Below are 17,337 nucleotides of genomic sequence, written 5' to 3' on the forward strand. Positions count from 1 at the left end.
AACTCACCCCGGAGCCGTTCCACTTCCCCCAGCCTCATACCAAGACGATGCCCACTACCAGGCGAGATCACCCGACGTAACGAAGCACTACTAGTGCACCCCGGGCTGGTACTTGGGCAGCCGGGCGGTGATCTTCATGCCCGCGCCGGGGGCGGTCTCGATGACGAGGCCGTGGTCGTCGCCGTATACCTGGCGGAGCCGGTCGTCGACGTTGGACAGGCCGATGCCGCCGGAGGGACTGGTCTCGCCGGCGAGGATGCGGCGCAGCAGGCCGGGGTCCATGCCGGTGCCGTCGTCCTCGATGACGACCAGGGCCTCGGCGCCCTCGTCCTGCGCGGTGATCTGGATGTGGCAGGTGCCGGTCTTGCCCTCCAGGCCGTGTTTGACGGCGTTCTCGACCAGGGGCTGGAGGCAGAGGAAGGGGAGGGTGACCGGGAGCACCTCGGGGGCGATCTGGAGGGTGACCGTGAGGCGGTCGCCGAAGCGGGCCCGGACGAGCGCCAGGTAGTGGTCGATGGCGTGGAGTTCGTCGGCGAGGGTGGTGAAGTCGCCGTGCCTGCGGAACGAGTAGCGGGTGAAGTCGGCGAACTCCAGGAGCAGTTCGCGGGCACGCTCGGGGTCGGTGCGCACGAACGAGGCGATCACCGCGAGTGAGTTGAAGATGAAGTGCGGGGAGATCTGGGCGCGCAGGGCGCGGATCTCGGCCTCGATGAGCCGGGTGCGGGAGCGGTCCAGGTCGGCCAGCTCCAGCTGGACGCTCACCCAGCGGGCGACCTCGCCGGCCGCGCGGACCAGGACGGCGGACTCGCGCGGGGCGCAGGCGACCAGGGCGCCGTGGACGCGGTCGTCGACGGTGAGCGGGGCGACGACGGCCCAGCGGACCGGGCAGTCGGGGGCCTCGCAGTGCAGGCGGAAGGCCTCGCCGCGGCCGGACTCCAGTGGTCCGGCGAGGCGTTCCATGATCTCGGTGCGGTGGTGGTCGCCCACGCCGTCCCAGACCAGCAGGTTGTCGTGGTCGGTGAGGCAGAGGGCGTCGGTGCCGAGCAGGGTGCGCAGCCGGCGGGCCGAGCGGCGGGCGGTCTCCTCGGTCAGGCCCGCGCGCAGCGGGGGTGCGGCGAGGGACGCGGTGTGCAGGGTCTCGAAGGTGGCGTGCTCGACGGGGGTGCCGAGACCCCCGAGGCTCTCGGGGCGTGCGGTGCGGCGGCCGAGCCAGAAGCCGGCGGCCAGCAGCGGGAGTACGGCCACCAGGAGGCCGGCCAGGAACCCGGTCACGCCTTCACCTCCGCGCGCAGTTCCTCGGGGAGGTGGAAGCGGGCCAGGATCGCGGCCGTTCCCGGCGGGACCCGGCCCGGCGTCGCCAGGGACACCAGGATCATGGTGAGGAAGCCCAGCGGCACCGACCACAGGGCGGGCCAGGCGAGCAGGGCGTGCAGGTTCCCGGTGCCCGGGAAGTCGGCCATCGTCGCGGCCACCGCGCAGAACGCCGAGCCGCCCCCGACCAGCATCCCGGCGGCCGCGCCGGGCGGGGTCAGCCGCCGCCACCAGATGCCGAGGACCAGCAGCGGACAGAAGGACGAGGCGGACACCGCGAAGGCGAGCCCCACGGCGTCCGCGGCCGGCAGCCCGCCGACGAGCACGCTGGCGGCGAGCGGTACGGCCATGGCCAGCACGGTCCCGAGTCTGAAGTGCCGTACTCCGCGAGACGGGAGGACGTCCTGGGTGAGGACTCCGGCGACCGCCATGGTCAGTCCGGAGGCGGTGGACAGGAACGCGGCGAAGGCGCCGCCCGCCACCAGGGCGCCGAGGAGATCGCCGCCGAGGCCGCCGATGACCCGGTCGGGCAGCAGCAGCACGGCCGCGTCCGCGTTGCCGGTGAGGGTGAGTTCGGGGGTGTAGAGCCGGCCGAGGGCGCCGTAGACGGGCGGCAGCAGGTAGAAGAGGCCGATCAGGGCGAGCACGGCGACCGTGGTGCGGCGGGCGGCGACGCCGTGCGGGCTGGTGTAGAAGCGGACGACGACGTGCGGCAGGCCCATGGTGCCGAGGAAGGTGGCGAGGATCAGCCCGTACGTGGCGTACAGCGGGCGTTCCTCGCGGCTCTCGGCGAGCGAGGTGGACATACCGCCGTTGGTGCCCCGGTCGGTGGCGGGCACCCGGGTGCCCTTGGCGAAGGTCAGCCGGGTGCCGGCGGTGATCCGGTGGGTGCCCTCGGGGAGGGTGACCCTGGTGTCCTGGTGCGGGCGGCCGTCGACGGTGCCGGTGACGGTGACGGTGAGGGGGCGGTCGAGCTTGAGGTCGAGGGTGTCCTGGACGCCGACGGTGCGCTGTTCACGGAAGGAGGCCGGTTCGTCGAAGGCGTGGGTGGGGGCGCCGGCGCCCTGCCAGGCGAGGACGAGGAAGAGGGCGGGGACGAGCAGGGCGGTGAGTTTCAGCCAGTACTGGAAGGCCTGCACGAAGGTGATGCTGCGCATGCCGCCGGCGGCGACGGTGGCCACCACGACCACGGCCACGATCAGCCCGCCCAGTGCGTCCGGGGCTCCGGTGAGCACCGCCAACGTCAGTCCGGCGCCCTGGAGTTGGGGCAGCAGATAGAGCCAGCCGACGCCGACGACGAACGCCCCGGCCAGCCGCCGTACCGTCTGCGAGGCGAGCCGCGCCTCGGCGAAGTCGGGGAGGGTGTAGGCGCCGGAGCGGCGCAGCGGGGCGGCGACGAACAGGAGGAGGACCAGATAGCCGGCGGTGTAGCCGACCGGGTACCAGAGCATGTCCGGGCCCTGTACCAGGACCAGTCCGGCGATGCCCAGGAAGGAGGCGGCGGAGAGGTACTCACCGCTGATCGCGGCCGCGTTGAGCCGTGGGCCGACGGTGCGCGAGGCGACGTAGAAGTCGGACGTGGTACGGGAGATGCGCAGGCCGAAGGCGCCGACGAGGACGGTCGTGACGACGACGAGGGCGACGGCCGGGACGGCGTAACCGGAGTTCATCGGGCCTCGTCACGAAGGGAGTTCATGGTCCTCGACGAGGCGGACGAAGTCCTTCTCGTTGCGTTCGGCGCGGCGCACGTACCAGCGGGCCAGCAGGATCAGTGGGGCGTACAGGCAGAAGCCGAGCACCAGCCACTCCAGGCGGCGGGCCTGCGGGGCGGCCGCGAACACCAGCGGAAGCGGGCCGATGAGCAGCACGAGGACCGCGAACACGACGACGGCGACGCGGAGTTGGGAGCGCATCAGGGAGCGGACGTAGGTGTGGCCGAGGGTGGTCTGTTCGTCGATCTCGGTGCGCGGCCGGTAGTAGCCGGAGGTACGGCGGCTGCGGCGGGGCGGGCCGGTGACGGTGACCCGGCGTTCGGCGGGGTCGGTGGGCACCGTCAGACCCTCCTCATCAGCAGGTCCCGCAGCTCGCGCGCGTGGCGCCGGCTGACCTGGAGTTCCTCGCCGCCGACCAGGACGCTCACCGTGCCCGCGTCCAGGCGGAGTTCGCCGATGTGGCGGAGGGCGACCAGGTGGCGGCGGTGGATGCGGACGAAGCCGCGGGAGCGCCAGCGGTCCTCCAGGGTGGAGAGCGGGATGCGCACGAGGTGGCTGCCGCGCTCCGTGTGCAGGCGGGCGTAGTCGCCCTGGGCCTCCACATGGGTGATGTCGTCGACGGCCACGAACCGTGTGACACCGCCGAGTTCGACCGGCAGGTGGTCCGGGTCGGGTTCGTGCACGGGTATGTGCGGTGCGGCGCCGCGCCGTTCGGCGACCCGTCGTACCGCCTCCGCCAGGCGCTCCTTCCGTACCGGCTTGAGGATGTAGTCGACCGCCTTGAGGTCGAAGGCCCTTACGGCGAAGTCCTCGTGGGCGGTGACGAACACGACCAGCGGGGGCCGGGCGAAGCCGGTGAGCAGCCGGGCCATCTCCAGGCCGTCCAGGCCGGGCATCTGGACGTCCAGGAAGACGACGTCGATGGCCTCGGGGCCGTGGGGTCCGGACTCCAGGGCGCGGGTGATGCGGCGCAGTGCCTCGGTGGCGTCCCCGGCGCCCTCGACGCTGCCGATGCGCGGATCGGCGTTCAGCAGATAGAGGAGCTCCTCCAGCGAGGGGCGTTCGTCGTCGACGGCGAGGGCGCGCAGCATGAACGGAGTGTAGGCGGCGGACCGGGGCGCTGGACATGTACCGGACGTGGACGTTCGCGCCGGACGGACCGCATGAAGTGGCGTGCCTGAAGTGTCTTTCCCCGTGGATACAGTGCGGACATGAACAGCTCCACCGCCCCCTTCGACGATCTCGACCGGAAGATCACCACCGCTCTGATGGCGAACGCGCGGACCAGTTTCGCCGAGATCGGCGCGGCCGTCGGGCTCTCCGCGACGGCCGTCAAACGGCGGGTCGACCGGCTGCGCGAGACCGGAGTGATCACCGGGTTCACGGCCACCGTGAAGCCGTCGGCCCTCGGCTGGCGTACCGAGGCGTACGTCGAGGTGTACTGCGAGGGCGCGGCGCCGCCCAGGCGGCTCGCCGAGGTGGTCCGCAACCATCCGGAGATCACCGCCGCCATGACGGTGACCGGCGGCGCGGACGCCCTGCTGCATGTCCGCGCCCGGGACGTGGACCACTTCGAGGAGGTGCTGGAGCGGATCCGGGTGGAGCCCTTCATCCGGAAGACGATCAGCGTGATGGTGCTGTCGCATCTGCTCCCGGAGAGCCCCGAGGCGGGTGCGACACACGCAGCTCCCGAGTAAACGCACCAATGCTGCGTTTGCCTGATCAGAGACGCAGCAATCCTGCGCAGACACGCAACATTCATTGCTTGTCGCCCGTATCCGACGCTTTCTACCTTGGTGTCAACCCTCGTCGACACCGCAGGAAAGCGGAGGAACACCTCTGTGTCCGAAAGCCGTGTGCCGCGCGTCCGGCGCTTCCTCGTCTGCGAACCCAGACACTTCGCCGTGCAGTACGCGATCAATCCCTGGATGAACCCCGACACCAGGATCGACGTCGACCTGGCCCATGAGCAGTGGACCGCGCTCATCAGCGCCTACCGTGCCCATGGCCACAGCGTCGACCGTCTGGAGCCGGTCCCCGGCCTGCCCGACATGGTCTTCGCCGCGAACTCCGCGGTCGTCGTCGGCGGCCGTGTCTTCGGCTCCCTGTTCCACGCGCCCGAGCGGCGCCCCGAGTCCTCCCACTACGACCTCTGGTTCAAGACCGCCGGCTATGACGTGTACCGTCCGGGCTCGGTGGCCGAGGGCGAGGGCGACCTGGTCTGGACGGGCCGGTACCTGCTCGCCGGCACCGGCTTCCGCACCACCCGGGAGGCGCACCGGGAGGCACAGGAGTTCTTCGGCCACCCGGTGATCAGCCTGACCCTGGTGGACCCGTACTTCTACCACCTGGACACCGCGCTCTTCGTCCTGGACGAACAGAACATCGTGTACTACCCCGAGGCCTTCTCCAGCGGCAGCCGCGAGGTGCTGCGCCGCCTGTACCCGGACGCGGTGCTCGCCACCCGGGACGACGCCATGGCCTGGGGGCTGAATTCCGTCTCCGACGGCCGCCGGGTCTTCATCGCGCCGCAGGCCGAGGCGCTCGCCGCCCGGCTCGCCGACCAGGGCTACGAACCGGTCCCCGTCGACCTGTCGGAGTTCCACAAGGCCGGCGGCGGCATCAAGTGCTGCACCCAGGAAATCCGCTGAGGTACGAGGAGAGTCACCGATGACCGCACCCGCGCACACCCGTACCTCCGCCGAGCTGATCGAGGCCGAGGAGCCGGTCCTCGCCCACAACTACCACCCGCTGCCCGTGGTCGTCGCCCGTGCCGAGGGCGCCTGGCTGGAGGACGTCGAGGGCCGCCGCTATCTCGACATGCTGGCCGGCTACTCGGCCCTCAACTTCGGCCACCGCCACCCGGCCCTGGTCGAGGCCGCCCACCGCCAGCTGGACCGGCTGACCCTCACCTCCCGCGCCTTCCACAACGACCGGCTCGCGGAGTTCGCCGAACGCCTGGCCGCGCTGACCGGCCTGGACATGGTGCTGCCGATGAACACCGGCGCCGAGGCGGTGGAGAGCGGGATCAAGGTGGCCCGCAAATGGGCCTACGACGTGAAGGGCGTCCCGGCCGACCGGGCCACGATCGTCGTCGCGGCGGACAACTTCCACGGCCGTACGACCACGATCGTCAGCTTCTCCACGGACGAGACCGCCCGGGCGGGCTTCGGCCCGTTCACGCCGGGCTTCCGGATCGTGCCGTACAACGACCTGGCGGCCCTGGAGGCGGCGGTCGACGAGACGACGGCCGCCGTGCTGATCGAGCCGATCCAGGGCGAGGCCGGGGTCGTGATCCCCGACGACGGCTATCTGACCGGGGTCCGCGAACTGACCCGGCGGGCGGGCTGCCTCTTCGTGGCCGACGAGATCCAGTCCGGCCTCGGCCGCACCGGCCGTACCCTCGCCGTCGACCACGAGGACGTCGTCCCGGACGTCGTGCTGCTCGGCAAGGCGCTGGGCGGCGGGATCGTGCCGGTGTCGGCGGTGGTGGCCCGGCGCGAGGTGCTGGGTGTGCTGCGGCCGGGCGAGCACGGCTCGACGTTCGGCGGCAACCCGCTCGCCGCCGCGGTCGGCACGGCCGTGGTCGAACTGCTGGAGGGCGGCGAGTTCCAGCGCAGGGCGGCCGAACTGGGCGGGGTCCTGCGGGACGGTCTGGCGGAGCTGGTCGGCAAGGGCGTGGTCGGCTTCCGCTCGCGCGGGCTGTGGGCGGGCGTCGACGTGGACCCGGCGATCGGCACCGGGCGCGAGATCAGCGAGCGTCTGATGCGCGAGGGCGTCCTGGTCAAGGACACGCACGGCTCGACGATCCGGCTGGCCCCGCCGCTGACCGTCACGGCGGAGGAACTGCGGTCGGCGCTGGCGGTGTTGGAGAAGGTGCTGGCGGTCTGAGCGAGGGCCGGCCGCGCCCGCCGGGCGCGGCCGGCCCGTCGCCGGTCAGCCCTTGCCGAGGAGCTGGTTCATCTCCTTGATCTCGGCGTTCTGGGCGGTGACGATGTCGCCGGCCAGGCGGGTGGCCGGGGCGTAGGCGCCCTTGGACCGCTCCGTGGTGGCCATCTCGACGGCGCCCTGATGGTGTTCGACCATCATGGTCAGGAACTTCGTGTCGAAGTCCTTCCCGGTGGCCTTCTTCAGCGCGGTCATGTCCGTGTCGTCCATCATCCTGGCCATGCCGGCGTGGCCGCCGTGGTCCATGCCCGCCATGGGCACGTCCTCGCCCCAGGTCTTCAGCCAGCCGGACATGGTCGTGATCTCCGGGTCCTGGGCCTTCTCGATCCGGGCGGCGAGATCCTCGACCCGGGCCGAGGAGGCCCGCCCGGCGGCGAGTGCCGCCATCTGGAGGGCCTGCCGGTGGTGGGGGATCATGCGCTGCGCGAAGGCCACGTCCTGCGCGTTGTGCGCGTCGGCGGTAGCGGTGGCGCCGGCCGCCGCCGAGTGCGACGCGTGTGCGGTGTCGGCGCCGCCGTCGCCGCTGCCGCACCCGGTGAGGGCGAGAGCGGCGGTCGCGGTGAGCGCGACGAGGACGGCACGGGTACGCGTGGTGGTCATGCTGGGTCTCCTGCGATAGGCCTGTGTGGGCACGCGGAAGCACGACCGCTGCGCGGTACGCGCACGGCCGGCTCGGGTGCCTCTAGATCCGCAGGAGCTGGAGTTCGGCCAGGTCGGGGGGCGCGCGGGCGCCGTCCGGTGCCGTGGCCGGGCGGGAGTCGGCCGGGCGGGCGGCCGCGGGGACCGGTACCGGGTCCGGAACGAGCGCCGGCAGTGCCGGTCCGCCGCTCACCGCGCCCGAGGCGCAGGTCGCGTCGGCGTGGTGCGCGTGGTCGCCGCCGCAGTGGCCGTCGTCGCCGGAGCAGCCGTCGTACGCGGTGGCCATCACCGTCATGTGCGAGACCCGCTCATGGCCGCTCTGCCCGCCGTGCCCCACGGCACCGCCGGGTGCCAGCGCGTGCATGCCGAGCAGTCCGGCCAGCAGCCCCAGCACGAGCAGGGCTCGCCACCGCCGGTGCGGCGGGGGCGGGGTGGACAGCTCGGCAGGGCGCATCGGGGTCATCCTATGCACGGCCTGAGCGCGGACCGGGAGGGGACACGGCCCCGACCCGGGCGTGCGAGAGGCCCCGGGACTCTTTGACGAGTTCCGGGGCCGCAGGTGCTCATCGACACCGCGGGCAGCGACGACGAATCGGACAGCACGCCGACCTACGCGGACTCGATGGGCGACATCGACCCGGCACTGGAGCTGTTCGAGGACCTGCACGCGCTCGGACCCCTGCTCCAGCAACTCGACGACCGCGAACGGGCCATCATCGAGATGCGCTTCGGCCAGGAGATGACACAGGCCGAGATCGGCCGCGAACTGCACGTCTCCCAGATGCACGTCTCCCGGCTGCTGAGCCGCATCCTGTCCCAACTCCGCATCGGCCTCCTGCCCGGATGAGCCCGCGGACCTCACCGGGGGTCTACCAGGCCATCGGTCAGAGCGATACGGGCGATGACACTCTTGCCCGCCGGCCCTGGCCCGGCTGAGGAACTCTGCCGCAGGGTGACGGGCTTCGGCGACCCGCAGGCCGGCAGACGATGCCCCCAGCCACCGTGGGGCGGCCTGCCGCAGCGCCTTCGCCGCGGCGCTCTCGGTGATCCGCAGGTCCCGGTCCGGGCCGGCCAGGGGCAGCAGCCGTCCCGGACCCGGCCGAGGAGACGGCCGCAGGGCAGCGCCTCGTCCCCCGGGAACGGGGGCACGTCGACGGCGGCCGATCCGGTGCGGGGTCCGTCGGCTGCGGGCGGGCGGGCGGTTCGGAAGGCTGCCTGTGCGGGCCGTCTAACGCCATGGGTCCATCGCCTCCTGCAGGGAGCGGCGCGCCCGGAACAGCCTGCCGCGCACCGTCGGCTCGCTGGTCCGTGTCAGGTGGGCTATCTCCTTGTAGGGCAGGCCCTGCACCTCCCTCAGGATCCAGCAGATCCGCTGCTCGGCGTCCAGCTCGGCGAGCGCGCGGGTCAGGGCGGCGGTGGCCGCGTCCCGCTCGGCGGTCCGGTCGGGCTGGCTCCACGCGTCGCCCGCCACGGGTTCGACGACGGTGCTCAGCGAGAGGGGCGGCAGCCGGCTCCGGCGCATGGTCAGGCAACGGTTGACGGTGATCCGGTACATCCAGGTACGGAACTCCGCGCCGTGGCGGTATTCCGGCAGTCGCCGCCAGGCGCTGACGAAGGCGTCCTGCACAGCGTCCTCGGCGTCCTGGGGGTTGCCGAGCATGCAACGGGCCAGGGTCAGGAGGGACAGGCTGTGCCGTCGGACGAGAACGGCGAAGGAGTCCTCGTCTCCCTCGGCCGCCCGTACGGCCAGCAGTCCGTCCGGCAGGTCGCATTCCAGCCGTGGCGAAGCAGTGCGTTCGATCATGACAACTCCCGCACGGGGCTCGGGATGATCAGGTACCCACACACGACAATGTGATGCACGTCACACGTGGTGCGCGTGAGAAGTCCGCCGCCACCCGTGTCCAACCATTCGACGGCACCACGCGGGTGTCTCCCACTGACCGATCGAGGCGACCGCCATGACGGACAACATCACCAGCGTCGGCGGGGGCGGCCGGGCCGATGCGGGCGTGAGCGCGCTGACGGGCCGTACCGGGGCCGGGACTCCGGCCGAGACACGGGGGAAGACCACCATCGCGGACGGCGTGGTGGCCAAGATCGCGGGCATGGCCGCCCGTGAGGTACCGGGCATCCACAGCCTGGGAGCGGGGATGGCCCGTGCCTTCGGCGCCATGCGGGAACGTGTCCCCGGCGGAGGCGGAGGCGTCACGCGGGGGGTGAAGGTCGAGGTCGGCGAGCGGCAGGCCGCGGTGGACCTGGACGTCGTCGTCGACTACGGCGTCTCCATCGTCGACGTCGCCGGCGGCGTACGCACCAACGTGATCAGCGCCGTGGAACGGATGACAGGGCTGGAGGTCGTCGAGGTGAACGTCGTGGTCGACGACGTCGACCTCCCCGACGACGAGGAGGGGCAGACCGAACCGGACGAGGGCCGGGTGCGGTGACCGCTGCCGTGGCCACCGCCGGGTCCTCGGACATGAGCGGGTGATCACGGCGACAGGGACGCTCGCGAGACGGGTGAGTGCATGATGAACGCAGCGACGACCGGCCTCGCGGCCGGCATGGCCCTGGGCTTCGCCGGTTACTTCGGTGGCTTCTGGGCATTCCTGCTCGTTCTCGTCCTGGGGACGGTGGGGCTGATCGTCGGCCTCGCCGTGCAGGGCGATCTCGACCTCCATGCGCGGAGGCAGCGGTGAACATCCGGCCCGGTGCCCCGCCCCCCGGCGAAGGGTCCGGCCCACCGGCGCGGGCCGCCGGCCTGCCGCCCCCGGCCGAGCGGGGCGCCACCGTCATACCGGACAGGGTGGTCGCCCGTATCGCGGTCCAAGCCGCCCGCGCGGCCCAGTCCCGGCGTGCCGCCATACCGCCCGACCGGGACGGACCGGCGGCGCCCACCGCCTCCGCGGTCACCCGGACCGGATCGGTGCGCCTGCACCTGAGCATGGACCTGCCCTACCCCGCCGACATCCCCCAGGTCTGCGAGCGGATACAGCGGGACGTCGCCGAACGGGTGGCTCAACTGACCGGTCTGAAGGTAGGAGAGGTCACGCTCACCGTCCAACGGCTGGTGACCGCCGCCGGCGCGAACCGGGGACGGGTCCGGTGAGCCGCCCCGCGGCCGGCGCCGCCGGTCACGCCACGCAGGAAGGAGGACCGGAATGACACCCGACCCGGACCCTCCCACCCGCGGCTCCGCGCCATCCGCGCGCCCCGCCACGGTGCCGCTGACGAAGGAGCCGGAGGAGCCGAGGGAACAGCCGGCAGACCCCGGTCCGCCCGCACAGGACGCGTCCCCACCGAGCCTGACGGCCGGTGGGCGCGGCACAGGGCACCGAAGCCACCGGCCGTGGTCCGCGCGCCGGCTTCCGGCCGCGCTGGTCGCCTCGCTGGTTCTCGTGGCGGCGGGCGCGGCACTGGTCGACGTCGTGGCCGTACGGGCGGGACGCCCTGCGGCAGCCTGGCGCCGGCACCTGGCCGACGAACTGGCCACCCGCCCGGTCGACGACGTGTGGATGCTCACGGGAGCCGCCGTGGCCGCCGCCGCCGGCGTCTGGTTGATCGTGCTGGCCCTCACTCCCGGCCTGCGCCACTGGCTGCCCCTGCGCTCCCCCGCACCCGGGCTGCGGGCCGCCCTGGACCGGGACGGCGCCGCCGATCTGATACGCGACGCCGCCATGCGGGTACCCGGGGTCCGTAAGGCTCGCGTCCGGGTGCGCCGCCACCGTGTCAAAGCCCGCGCGGACATCCGTTTCCGCGAACCGCGACAAGTGAAGGACGACCTCACCGCCGTCCTCGGCGACGAGTGCGTCCAACTCGCCCTCGCCCGTCCTCCCCGCATCGTCGTACGGGTACGGCGACGCACCGACTGACCGAAAAACAGCAGCACCGGAGTCCGCACCATGACGCCGCAACCCGTAGTCAACCGCAGTCTGCTGGCCCTCGCCGGACTGGTACTGCTCGGCGGCGGTCTGCTGATCCTCTTCGCCGGGCTCGACATCTACCGGCTGCACCATCTGGTGCCGCCCGTCGGCTGGCCCCTGACCGCACCGGACGACGTCCTGCTCGGCTCCGCCGACCGGGCCCGCTGGAGCAGCCAGGGCTGGTGGTGGTGGCCCGCGGTGATCGCCGCCCTCGCCCTCGCCGTCCTGCTCGCCCTGTGGTGGCTGCTCGCCCAACTGCGCCGGCGCCGCCCAGGAATGCTGCCCGTCGGCGGCACACCCCCGCAGGAAGGCATCGAACTGCGCGACCGCGCGCTCAGCGACGCGATCGCCGCCGAAGCCGGTGCCCTGCCGGGCGTCGAGCACACGGCCGTACGCATCACCGGCCGTCCTGCCCATCCCCGCACCCGCGTCGGACTCACGCTCAGCTCTCAGGCGGCACCCGGCACCGTCCTCGATGACCTGTGCGAAGGCCCGCTCCGAACCGCCCGTCGGTCCACCGGCTCCTCTCACCTGCCCACCGAGGTCCGCCTACAGGTCGCCGGCCACAAACCGCACCGCGCGGAGTAAGGAGGAGACCACCCACCCCCCGTGCCCACCCACCCCCCTGCGGTGTCCCGCCGTTCACCGGAGCGCCCGCATCACTCCCCAGGGAGAAATCATGATTATCCTCGGCATCATTCTGCTCGTCGTCGGCTTCGTCACCGGGATATCCATCCTGTGGACCATCGGGATCATCCTGGCGGTCATCGGAGCCGTCCTGTGGATCGTCGGCAGTATGGGACACGCCGTCGCCGGTCGACGCCACTACTGGTAATCGCCCCACGTGGCCTGCCCTCTCGAACCACCGCGTGGACAGCGGTATTGCCGCGTCGCCGGGGTTCAGTCGGAGGGCGGCAGCAGCGTGCCCAGCGGTCCGAGGTCGAGGTTGAGGTCTTCCATGGTCAGTCCGTACTGGGCGCACAGGTCGCTCATCCGGTCGTGGAGGAGCATGAGGGTCGCGCCCAGGCGTTCTTCCTGGTCGTCGGTGAGGTCTCCTTGGTCGACGCGGTGCAGGGCCTGTCGTTCCATGAGCTGGCGCAGGAGTTCCACGAGGGTGAGGACGAGCTTGAGGAGGTCCCGTTCGACGGTGTCGCGGTCGGAGCTGATCCGCCGGGCCGGGGACCGCACGCCCTTACCGGCCGGCAGGTCCAGGTCGCGTGGGGCGGCGGGCAGCAGCCGGAAGGCGCGGGCGGCGGCCTCCGCGACTTCGTCGGCCCGGCGCGGCGGCCGGCTCTCACCCTCAGCCGTCATGGTCGCCGCCCTGCTGCGGGCTGGTGTTCGTCCATGGCGAGGGGTTCTGCTCGCTGATGGAAACGATCAGGGCACGCAGTGAGACGCGTACCAGATCGATGTCCGCGATGGACAGCACGACGTCACCGGTGAGGACGACCCCACCGGTCAGCAGCCGGTCCAGCAGATCAATGAGAGCGACCTGCCGCTGGGGCAGGCGCTCCGCTTCGGGTGGCGGGCCGGGCGTGATCACGGGGGTGCTCCCTCCGCAGCACCGCCGGACTCATCGGGTGGCATGGCGAAGGAGTACGGAGCCCAGGGGCCGGTGGCCTCGACCCGTACCCCGTCCAGCCCGTCGGCGGCGCGCTTCACGTCGGCCAGGAAGTCGTCGCAACGCTTCAGGGGCACGAGGTAGGCGTCATTGACGACGTTCTCGCCCGCGATACCGGCACCGCCGGCGCTTCCGGCCGCTTCGGCGAGAGGGCCTTGTTGCACCCGGTGCCGGATCCGGTCGGAGGCGTGCTTGCGGCCCGCGGTCTCCACCCGCTCGGCGGCCTTCTGCGCCGCCTGGTACACGGTGTCGCGAACACTCTGCTGCTGCCGGCGGTTGCGCAGATAGGCGCGCCCAGGGGTCAGGTCCCCCGCGGGAACGGCCGGGGCCGCGGGGACCGCGGACGGCTCGGCATAGACCTTGACCCCCCATTCGACATGTCCGGAGAGCCGGGCCAGGCGCTCGGCGAACACGGTCCGTCCTGCTTCCAGTACCTCCCGGGCCCGCTGGTCGTCGAGGTAGACGGTCGCCAGGCGGAAGGGGAGGACGGTGGTGCGCTCGGCCAGGGCCTCGATGACGCCGTGGTGGGCTCGGGCCACCGCCTCCAGCCATTCAAGGTCCTCGAGATGCTGCTTGAGAGCCTGTTCCTGGAAGTCCTGTGCGGGCACACGGCTCACCACCAGGGCCGGCTGGTCGTCGCCGGCGCCGGCGACGAGGCTCACCGGAGCGCCGGCGACGCCCCGGAGCGGCGCGGTCGCCTCCTGCAGTCCCTCGGTGTCGCGTACCACCGCGTACGCGTACGTCAGCAGGTCACTCATCGCGAGCACTTCCCCGGCGGGCGCCCGTGCGCCGGGGCGCTTCCTCCGCCACGGGGAGGGCGTTGCCCTCGCGGAGAGCATCGATCTCGGCCCGCAACCGGCGGTTCTCCTCGGCCAGTGACCGCTCGCCTCCGGCCCGGGAGGAGAGCGCGGGGTCGTGCTCCCACCAGTCGATGCCCATTTCCTTCGCCTTGTCGACGGAGGCGACCAGAAGGCGCAGTTTTATGGTCAACAGCTCGATGTCGAGAAGGTTGATCTGTATGTCGCCCGCGATGACGATGCCCTTGTCGAGTACCCGTTCAAGGATGTCGGCGAGATTGGCGGAGGAGCCCTGCCCGTAGGGCGGCGCCGCTCGGGACGGGTAGGAACCAAGCCTGTTGGCCAGGGGTTCAGTCACGGTTTCGGCCTCGAATTCCCTCGTGCCGGATCAGGAGTGTCAGCCCTGCCGATAGGCACGGATCTCCTCCAGCCGGTCGAGCAGTTCGTCCTCGCGCCGGTCGAACGTCTCCTCGTCGATGTCCCCCGCGACGAGAAGACGTTCGAGCTCGGCGAGTTCGCGGTGCACCGGCGCGGGGTCGTAGTACTGGTTCTCGGCTTCCTCCCGGACCCGCTCCACGACCCATACGACGCCGCGCACGGGGGCCAGGGGGAGGGTGACGAGCTGGGTGAACAGGCCCATGAGAACTCCTTCAGACGAAGCTGTAAGGGGGCAGGGGGCCGTTGAGGCGGAAGTCGAAGTCGTCGCCCATCTGATGGGCGACGCTCAACTCCGTGGTGAGGAATGCCTCTTCCCGGTCCTCGGTCACCAGGAACGACACGTTGAGAAAGTCCGAACCCGTCGGCTGGGACGATTCGAGCGTCCGGGCGAAGGGGCGCAGCGCTTCGACCACACCCGCCGCCAGCGCCTCCTGCCGTGCCTGTACCTCCTGGGTGACCAGCTCACCCAGTCGCAGCGGCGCGTCGGGGGCGGCTTCGCCGCCGCGGATCTCCTCGTTGAGCTCTCGTGCCACGTCCGACTCCCGCAGGATCTGCCGCAGCAGCGCGTCCTCGTCCTGCGACGCCTTGAGGTGATACTCGCTGCACCCCTCCAGAGCCTGAAGCCGGTCCGTGTAGTCCGCGGCATTCTGCTCCAGGGCCACCAGGACGGCCTCGTCGCTCTCGGCGATGAGACCGAACCGCATGGGGAGCACGGTGCCGTCGGCCATGAGGCGTTCCTGTACGGCCTGGTGGGCGATGACGTCGCGGCGCTTGGGGCGCAGATCCTCCGGCGCGTCGCTGACCACAGCACACAGCGGTCCGGCCGTCACTGTCCGCAAGCCCGCCGGAGGTTCACCGACGCCGTTGAGACCGTCGAGGCGGAGCGGATGCTGCTTGCCGGTGATGGAGTAGATGTATACGGCCATGGCTCATTCCTTCGCACGCGGCGACCCTCATTCACGCTCACGCCGGGAGGCGCGCCGAACCGGCCGCCGTCGCCTCTCCACGGGTTCCCTTTCCTTGCCCTCGTCCTCTTCCTCGGGCTCTTCTTCCTCGGCTTCTTCGGCGTCGTCACGGCCGGTGATCCCCTTGAGGGAATCGGTGACCGCTTCCGCGGCGCCGGAAAGCGCCCCCTTGGATTTTCCTTTGGCTCCGCTCTCCATTGTGTCTCCGACGATGTCGGTCAACTGGGCGGGCGCCTTCCTCCCGGATTCGAGGTCAAGGCGGTTGCACGCCTCGGCGAAGCGCAGATAGGTGTCGACGCTGGCCACGACGATGCGAGCGTCGATCTTGAGGATTTCGATCCCCACCAGCGAAACGCGGACGAACACGTCGATGACAAGCCCGCGGTCGAGAATGAGTTCCAGGACGTCGTAGAGGCTGCCGGTCCCGCCACCGCGAGCGACACCGCCTCCACTTTGCGGCACCACCGTCATGGTGCCTCCCTTCACCGGCTGTGCTTTCTCAGCCCCGCCGGTCGATCTGGCCGCGCGTATAGCGGCGCTTCCGTTCGTATCCCACCAGGTCGCCTTCCTCGTCGAGCGTCACTCGATAGGTGGCCATCACGCTGGTGGTTTCGGGGACGCGCTCCAATTCGAGTACCTCGACGTCGGCTTCCCAACCGGTCTCGGTCGGTTTCAGTGCCGAGACGGACTCGGGGGCACGGCCGAGCAACTCCTGGAGTTGTCCGACGGCGGAGCGTATGGCCCAGCCGGCGTTGCCCTTGCCGGAGCGGCGACGGGAACCGCTCGTGCCGTCCCCGTCGGAGTCGCGGCTCCGACTGCTGGATCGCCTCCGGGGTTCTGGTGCGGCCATGATCTCTCCGGTGGTCGGAGCGGGCGCCATATTCCATCCCTGAACCCTATAATTTCATCATATAGAGACACATGTCGCCCTTGCGTGGATGACTTCGCGGGGACCCTGCCCGGGGGTTGCATGGTGTGTCTGCGACACAGCGGGCAGTGAGGCACGGTGCGCGTGCGATCCGCTTTCTGTCTCCATCGCGGTTTCGGGACCGGGGCGTTGGTCCGGACGTGGGCGTCTTCACCTGCCCTTTGTGAAGGGAACCGACTCATGAACGAAACGACCAAAGTCGGCCTCGCCGCCGCCGTCGCAGCGGGCTATGTGCTCGGACGCACGAAGAAAGCGCGCCTTGCCTTCGCCATGGCAACTTACCTCGCCGGCCGCCGCTTTGGGCTCGACCCTCAGCAGCTGGTGACGACCGGACTCCGCAAGATCGGTGATGTGCCGGCGGTCGGCGAGCTGAACGAGCAGGTGCGCGGCGAACTGCTGGACGCCGGCCGCAAAGCCTTGGCAGCCGCCGCCGATCGGCGCCTCACCGACCTGGCCGACTCGCTCCGCGAGCGGACGCAACGCATTGGCCAGGAAAAGGACGAGGGCGAAGAGGAAGAGGAAGAAGACGAGTACGAGGAGGACGAGGAGGAGCCGGAGGAGGGCGACGGGCGTTACGAGGAGCAAGAAGAAGAGGAAGAGGAAGAGGAGGAACCGGAGGAGGAAGAGCCGGAGGAAGAAGAACCGGAGGACGAACTGGAGGAAGAGCCGGAGGAGGAGGAGCCCGAAGAGGAAGAAGCCGAGGAAGAAGCCGAGGAAGAGCCGCCCCCGCGTCGCCGGCGGCGAACGGGAACCACCGCGAGGAAGCGCCCGGACGAACCCGCTCCCCGTAAGGCGGCCGCCAAGAAGGCTCCTCCTGAAAGCAAGGCGTCCCCTGCCAAGAAGACCGCGGCGCACCGGCCCCCCGCCAAGAAGGCGGCGCCGGCGAAGAAGACCGCGAAGAAGTCTCCGCCGCCCGCCAAGAAGGCCCCTGCGAAGAGGCCCACTGCCAAGAAGACCGCGGCGAAGAGGACGGCCGAGAAAAAGGCCCCAGCCAGGAAGACGGCCCCGGCGCGAAAGACCGCTGCCAAGAAGACCACCGCGCGGCGGAGGTAGGC

The 17,337-nt window shown here is 71.2% G+C and carries 25 protein-coding genes and 1 pseudogene; 11 read left to right on the forward strand and 15 right to left on the reverse strand.

What is annotated here, in order from left to right; genetic code table 11:
- Nucleotides 1–90 precede the first annotated feature (90 nt).
- The 4 genes from ACGFZQ_RS48855 to ACGFZQ_RS48870 are packed head-to-tail and all read right to left on the reverse strand — an operon-like array spanning nucleotide 91 to nucleotide 4,114.
- Nucleotides 91–1,272, reverse strand: a complete 1,182-nt coding sequence (locus tag ACGFZQ_RS48855) for a sensor histidine kinase (protein ID WP_382530083.1) — start codon at nucleotides 1,270–1,272, stop codon at nucleotides 91–93.
- Nucleotides 1,269–2,981 carry a cation acetate symporter gene (locus tag ACGFZQ_RS48860; protein WP_393845977.1) on the reverse strand — a complete coding sequence of 571 codons (1,713 nt, stop codon included), beginning with the start codon at nucleotides 2,979–2,981 and terminating at the stop codon, nucleotides 1,269–1,271. The genes ACGFZQ_RS48855 and ACGFZQ_RS48860 overlap by 4 nt, the downstream gene beginning before the upstream one ends.
- A 9-nt stretch (nucleotides 2,982–2,990) precedes the next feature.
- Nucleotides 2,991–3,362, reverse strand: coding sequence for a hypothetical protein (locus tag ACGFZQ_RS48865; RefSeq protein ID WP_393845978.1), 372 nt, complete (start codon nucleotides 3,360–3,362; stop codon nucleotides 2,991–2,993).
- 2 nt (nucleotides 3,363–3,364) lie between these two features.
- On the reverse strand, nucleotides 3,365–4,114 hold the full coding sequence (locus tag ACGFZQ_RS48870) for a LytTR family transcriptional regulator DNA-binding domain-containing protein (RefSeq protein WP_351698358.1): 750 nt from the start codon (nucleotides 4,112–4,114) through the stop codon (nucleotides 3,365–3,367).
- A 120-nt stretch (nucleotides 4,115–4,234) separates the two neighbouring features.
- On the opposite strand from ACGFZQ_RS48870, the gene ACGFZQ_RS48875 reads away from it, so the two are divergent.
- The 3 genes from ACGFZQ_RS48875 (at nucleotide 4,235) to rocD (ending at nucleotide 6,914) form a co-directional block, all read left to right on the forward strand.
- The gene (locus ACGFZQ_RS48875; RefSeq protein ID WP_351733718.1) at nucleotides 4,235–4,720 is read left to right on the forward strand and encodes an Lrp/AsnC family transcriptional regulator; all 486 of its coding nucleotides are present in this window, start codon (nucleotides 4,235–4,237) and stop codon (nucleotides 4,718–4,720) included.
- Nucleotides 4,721–4,864: 144 nt separating this feature from the next.
- Entirely contained in the window at nucleotides 4,865–5,674 is an 810-nt protein-coding gene (gene ddaH / locus ACGFZQ_RS48880) for a dimethylargininase (RefSeq protein ID WP_393845979.1), read from the forward strand.
- 19 nt (nucleotides 5,675–5,693) lie between these two features.
- On the forward strand, nucleotides 5,694–6,914 hold the full coding sequence (rocD, locus tag ACGFZQ_RS48885; RefSeq protein WP_393845980.1) for an ornithine--oxo-acid transaminase: 1,221 nt from the start codon (nucleotides 5,694–5,696) through the stop codon (nucleotides 6,912–6,914).
- A gap of 45 nt (nucleotides 6,915–6,959) precedes the next feature.
- On the opposite strand, the gene ACGFZQ_RS48890 is transcribed toward rocD, so the two are convergent.
- A complete protein-coding gene (locus ACGFZQ_RS48890) occupies nucleotides 6,960–7,571 on the reverse strand; it encodes a DUF305 domain-containing protein (RefSeq protein WP_393845981.1) in 612 nt (203 codons plus the stop codon).
- A gap of 82 nt (nucleotides 7,572–7,653) precedes the next feature.
- The gene (locus tag ACGFZQ_RS48895; protein WP_393845982.1) at nucleotides 7,654–8,064 is read right to left on the reverse strand and encodes a DUF6153 family protein; all 411 of its coding nucleotides are present in this window, start codon (nucleotides 8,062–8,064) and stop codon (nucleotides 7,654–7,656) included.
- 111 nt (nucleotides 8,065–8,175) lie between these two features.
- Between ACGFZQ_RS48895 and ACGFZQ_RS48900 the strand changes: the two are divergent.
- Nucleotides 8,176–8,457: pseudogene (locus ACGFZQ_RS48900) on the forward strand (sigma-70 family RNA polymerase sigma factor); the annotation flags it as partial.
- A gap of 381 nt (nucleotides 8,458–8,838) precedes the next feature.
- On the opposite strand, the gene ACGFZQ_RS48905 reads toward ACGFZQ_RS48900, so the two are convergent.
- Nucleotides 8,839–9,414 (reverse strand): RNA polymerase sigma factor, encoded by a 576-nt coding sequence (locus tag ACGFZQ_RS48905; protein ID WP_393845983.1) that lies wholly within the window; start codon nucleotides 9,412–9,414, stop codon nucleotides 8,839–8,841.
- A 157-nt stretch (nucleotides 9,415–9,571) separates the two neighbouring features.
- Between ACGFZQ_RS48905 and ACGFZQ_RS48910 the strand changes: the two genes are divergently transcribed.
- From ACGFZQ_RS48910 to ACGFZQ_RS48935, 6 genes are all read left to right on the forward strand, one after another.
- On the forward strand, nucleotides 9,572–10,057 hold the full coding sequence (locus ACGFZQ_RS48910; protein WP_393845984.1) for an Asp23/Gls24 family envelope stress response protein: 486 nt from the start codon (nucleotides 9,572–9,574) through the stop codon (nucleotides 10,055–10,057).
- Between the two features lie 81 nt (nucleotides 10,058–10,138).
- A complete protein-coding gene (locus ACGFZQ_RS48915; RefSeq protein ID WP_393846042.1) occupies nucleotides 10,139–10,309 on the forward strand; it encodes a hypothetical protein in 171 nt (56 codons plus the stop codon).
- The gene (locus ACGFZQ_RS48920; protein ID WP_393845985.1) at nucleotides 10,306–10,719 is read left to right on the forward strand and encodes an Asp23/Gls24 family envelope stress response protein; all 414 of its coding nucleotides are present in this window, start codon (nucleotides 10,306–10,308) and stop codon (nucleotides 10,717–10,719) included. The genes ACGFZQ_RS48915 and ACGFZQ_RS48920 overlap by 4 nt, the downstream gene beginning before the upstream one ends.
- 52 nt (nucleotides 10,720–10,771) lie before the next feature.
- A complete protein-coding gene (locus ACGFZQ_RS48925) occupies nucleotides 10,772–11,482 on the forward strand; it encodes a DUF6286 domain-containing protein (RefSeq protein ID WP_393845986.1) in 711 nt (236 codons plus the stop codon).
- A 30-nt stretch (nucleotides 11,483–11,512) separates the two neighbouring features.
- Nucleotides 11,513–12,121, forward strand: a complete 609-nt coding sequence (locus tag ACGFZQ_RS48930) for an alkaline shock response membrane anchor protein AmaP (RefSeq protein ID WP_393845987.1) — start codon at nucleotides 11,513–11,515, stop codon at nucleotides 12,119–12,121.
- 91 nt (nucleotides 12,122–12,212) lie between these two features.
- Nucleotides 12,213–12,368 (forward strand): DUF6131 family protein, encoded by a 156-nt coding sequence (locus tag ACGFZQ_RS48935; RefSeq protein WP_351733745.1) that lies wholly within the window; start codon nucleotides 12,213–12,215, stop codon nucleotides 12,366–12,368.
- A 65-nt stretch (nucleotides 12,369–12,433) separates the two neighbouring features.
- Here the strand turns inward: ACGFZQ_RS48935 and ACGFZQ_RS48940 are convergent, their stop codons facing one another.
- From ACGFZQ_RS48940 to ACGFZQ_RS48975, 8 genes are read right to left on the reverse strand one after another with little or no spacing between them, the layout of a single operon-like run.
- Nucleotides 12,434–12,844: a gas vesicle protein K gene (locus ACGFZQ_RS48940; RefSeq protein ID WP_393845988.1), complete on the reverse strand. Its 411-nt coding sequence runs from the start codon at nucleotides 12,842–12,844 to the stop codon at nucleotides 12,434–12,436.
- Nucleotides 12,834–13,076 carry a gas vesicle protein gene (locus ACGFZQ_RS48945; RefSeq protein WP_351733749.1) on the reverse strand — a complete coding sequence of 81 codons (243 nt, stop codon included), beginning with the start codon at nucleotides 13,074–13,076 and terminating at the stop codon, nucleotides 12,834–12,836. Before ACGFZQ_RS48945 ends, ACGFZQ_RS48940 begins: the two co-directional genes overlap by 11 nt.
- Nucleotides 13,073–13,912, reverse strand: a complete 840-nt coding sequence (locus ACGFZQ_RS48950) for a GvpL/GvpF family gas vesicle protein (protein ID WP_393845989.1) — start codon at nucleotides 13,910–13,912, stop codon at nucleotides 13,073–13,075. Before ACGFZQ_RS48950 ends, ACGFZQ_RS48945 begins: the two co-directional genes overlap by 4 nt.
- Nucleotides 13,905–14,309 carry a gas vesicle protein gene (locus ACGFZQ_RS48955; protein WP_393845990.1) on the reverse strand — a complete coding sequence of 135 codons (405 nt, stop codon included), beginning with the start codon at nucleotides 14,307–14,309 and terminating at the stop codon, nucleotides 13,905–13,907. The genes ACGFZQ_RS48950 and ACGFZQ_RS48955 overlap by 8 nt, the downstream gene beginning before the upstream one ends.
- Nucleotides 14,310–14,348: 39 nt before the next feature.
- The gene (locus ACGFZQ_RS48960; protein WP_351698326.1) at nucleotides 14,349–14,591 is read right to left on the reverse strand and encodes a gas vesicle protein GvpG; all 243 of its coding nucleotides are present in this window, start codon (nucleotides 14,589–14,591) and stop codon (nucleotides 14,349–14,351) included.
- A 10-nt stretch (nucleotides 14,592–14,601) separates the two neighbouring features.
- Nucleotides 14,602–15,315 (reverse strand): GvpL/GvpF family gas vesicle protein, encoded by a 714-nt coding sequence (locus ACGFZQ_RS48965; protein ID WP_393845991.1) that lies wholly within the window; start codon nucleotides 15,313–15,315, stop codon nucleotides 14,602–14,604.
- Nucleotides 15,316–15,342: 27 nt separating this feature from the next.
- Complete coding sequence (locus ACGFZQ_RS48970; RefSeq protein WP_351733757.1) at nucleotides 15,343–15,825, reverse strand: gas vesicle structural protein GvpA; 483 nt, start codon at nucleotides 15,823–15,825, stop codon at nucleotides 15,343–15,345.
- Between the two features lie 28 nt (nucleotides 15,826–15,853).
- Nucleotides 15,854–16,234, reverse strand: a complete 381-nt coding sequence (locus tag ACGFZQ_RS48975; RefSeq protein WP_393845992.1) for a gas vesicle protein — start codon at nucleotides 16,232–16,234, stop codon at nucleotides 15,854–15,856.
- A gap of 228 nt (nucleotides 16,235–16,462) precedes the next feature.
- Between ACGFZQ_RS48975 and ACGFZQ_RS48980 the strand changes: the two genes are divergently transcribed.
- Nucleotides 16,463–17,335 (forward strand): histone protein, encoded by an 873-nt coding sequence (locus tag ACGFZQ_RS48980; RefSeq protein ID WP_393845993.1) that lies wholly within the window; start codon nucleotides 16,463–16,465, stop codon nucleotides 17,333–17,335.
- Nucleotides 17,336–17,337: the final 2 nt, after the last annotated feature.

It is taken from the genome of Streptomyces sp. NPDC048254, assembly GCF_043201895.1.
Classification (GTDB): domain Bacteria; phylum Actinomycetota; class Actinomycetes; order Streptomycetales; family Streptomycetaceae; genus Streptomyces.

Bases quoted from the DNA above. Each gene is read 5' to 3' on its own strand.
- ACGFZQ_RS48860 (WP_393845977.1), bottom strand. From the start codon at position 2,981: ATGAACTCCGGTTACGCCGTCCCGGCCGTCGCCCTCGTCGTCGTCACG.
- ACGFZQ_RS48870 (WP_351698358.1), bottom strand. From the start codon at position 4,114: ATGCTGCGCGCCCTCGCCGTCGACGACGAACGCCCCTCGCTGGAGGAG.
- ACGFZQ_RS48875 (WP_351733718.1), top strand. From the start codon at position 4,235: ATGAACAGCTCCACCGCCCCCTTCGACGATCTCGACCGGAAGATCACC.
- rocD (WP_393845980.1), top strand. From the start codon at position 5,694: ATGACCGCACCCGCGCACACCCGTACCTCCGCCGAGCTGATCGAGGCC.
- ACGFZQ_RS48890 (WP_393845981.1), bottom strand. From the start codon at position 7,571: ATGACCACCACGCGTACCCGTGCCGTCCTCGTCGCGCTCACCGCGACC.
- ACGFZQ_RS48895 (WP_393845982.1), bottom strand. From the start codon at position 8,064: ATGCGCCCTGCCGAGCTGTCCACCCCGCCCCCGCCGCACCGGCGGTGG.
- ACGFZQ_RS48905 (WP_393845983.1), bottom strand. From the start codon at position 9,414: ATGATCGAACGCACTGCTTCGCCACGGCTGGAATGCGACCTGCCGGAC.
- ACGFZQ_RS48910 (WP_393845984.1), top strand. From the start codon at position 9,572: ATGACGGACAACATCACCAGCGTCGGCGGGGGCGGCCGGGCCGATGCG.
- ACGFZQ_RS48915 (WP_393846042.1), top strand. From the start codon at position 10,139: ATGATGAACGCAGCGACGACCGGCCTCGCGGCCGGCATGGCCCTGGGC.
- ACGFZQ_RS48925 (WP_393845986.1), top strand. From the start codon at position 10,772: ATGACACCCGACCCGGACCCTCCCACCCGCGGCTCCGCGCCATCCGCG.
- ACGFZQ_RS48930 (WP_393845987.1), top strand. From the start codon at position 11,513: ATGACGCCGCAACCCGTAGTCAACCGCAGTCTGCTGGCCCTCGCCGGA.
- ACGFZQ_RS48935 (WP_351733745.1), top strand. From the start codon at position 12,213: ATGATTATCCTCGGCATCATTCTGCTCGTCGTCGGCTTCGTCACCGGG.
- ACGFZQ_RS48940 (WP_393845988.1), bottom strand. From the start codon at position 12,844: ATGACGGCTGAGGGTGAGAGCCGGCCGCCGCGCCGGGCCGACGAAGTC.
- ACGFZQ_RS48950 (WP_393845989.1), bottom strand. From the start codon at position 13,912: ATGAGTGACCTGCTGACGTACGCGTACGCGGTGGTACGCGACACCGAG.
- ACGFZQ_RS48960 (WP_351698326.1), bottom strand. From the start codon at position 14,591: ATGGGCCTGTTCACCCAGCTCGTCACCCTCCCCCTGGCCCCCGTGCGC.
- ACGFZQ_RS48965 (WP_393845991.1), bottom strand. From the start codon at position 15,315: ATGGCCGTATACATCTACTCCATCACCGGCAAGCAGCATCCGCTCCGC.
- ACGFZQ_RS48970 (WP_351733757.1), bottom strand. From the start codon at position 15,825: ATGACGGTGGTGCCGCAAAGTGGAGGCGGTGTCGCTCGCGGTGGCGGG.
- ACGFZQ_RS48975 (WP_393845992.1), bottom strand. From the start codon at position 16,234: ATGGCGCCCGCTCCGACCACCGGAGAGATCATGGCCGCACCAGAACCC.
- ACGFZQ_RS48980 (WP_393845993.1), top strand. From the start codon at position 16,463: ATGAACGAAACGACCAAAGTCGGCCTCGCCGCCGCCGTCGCAGCGGGC.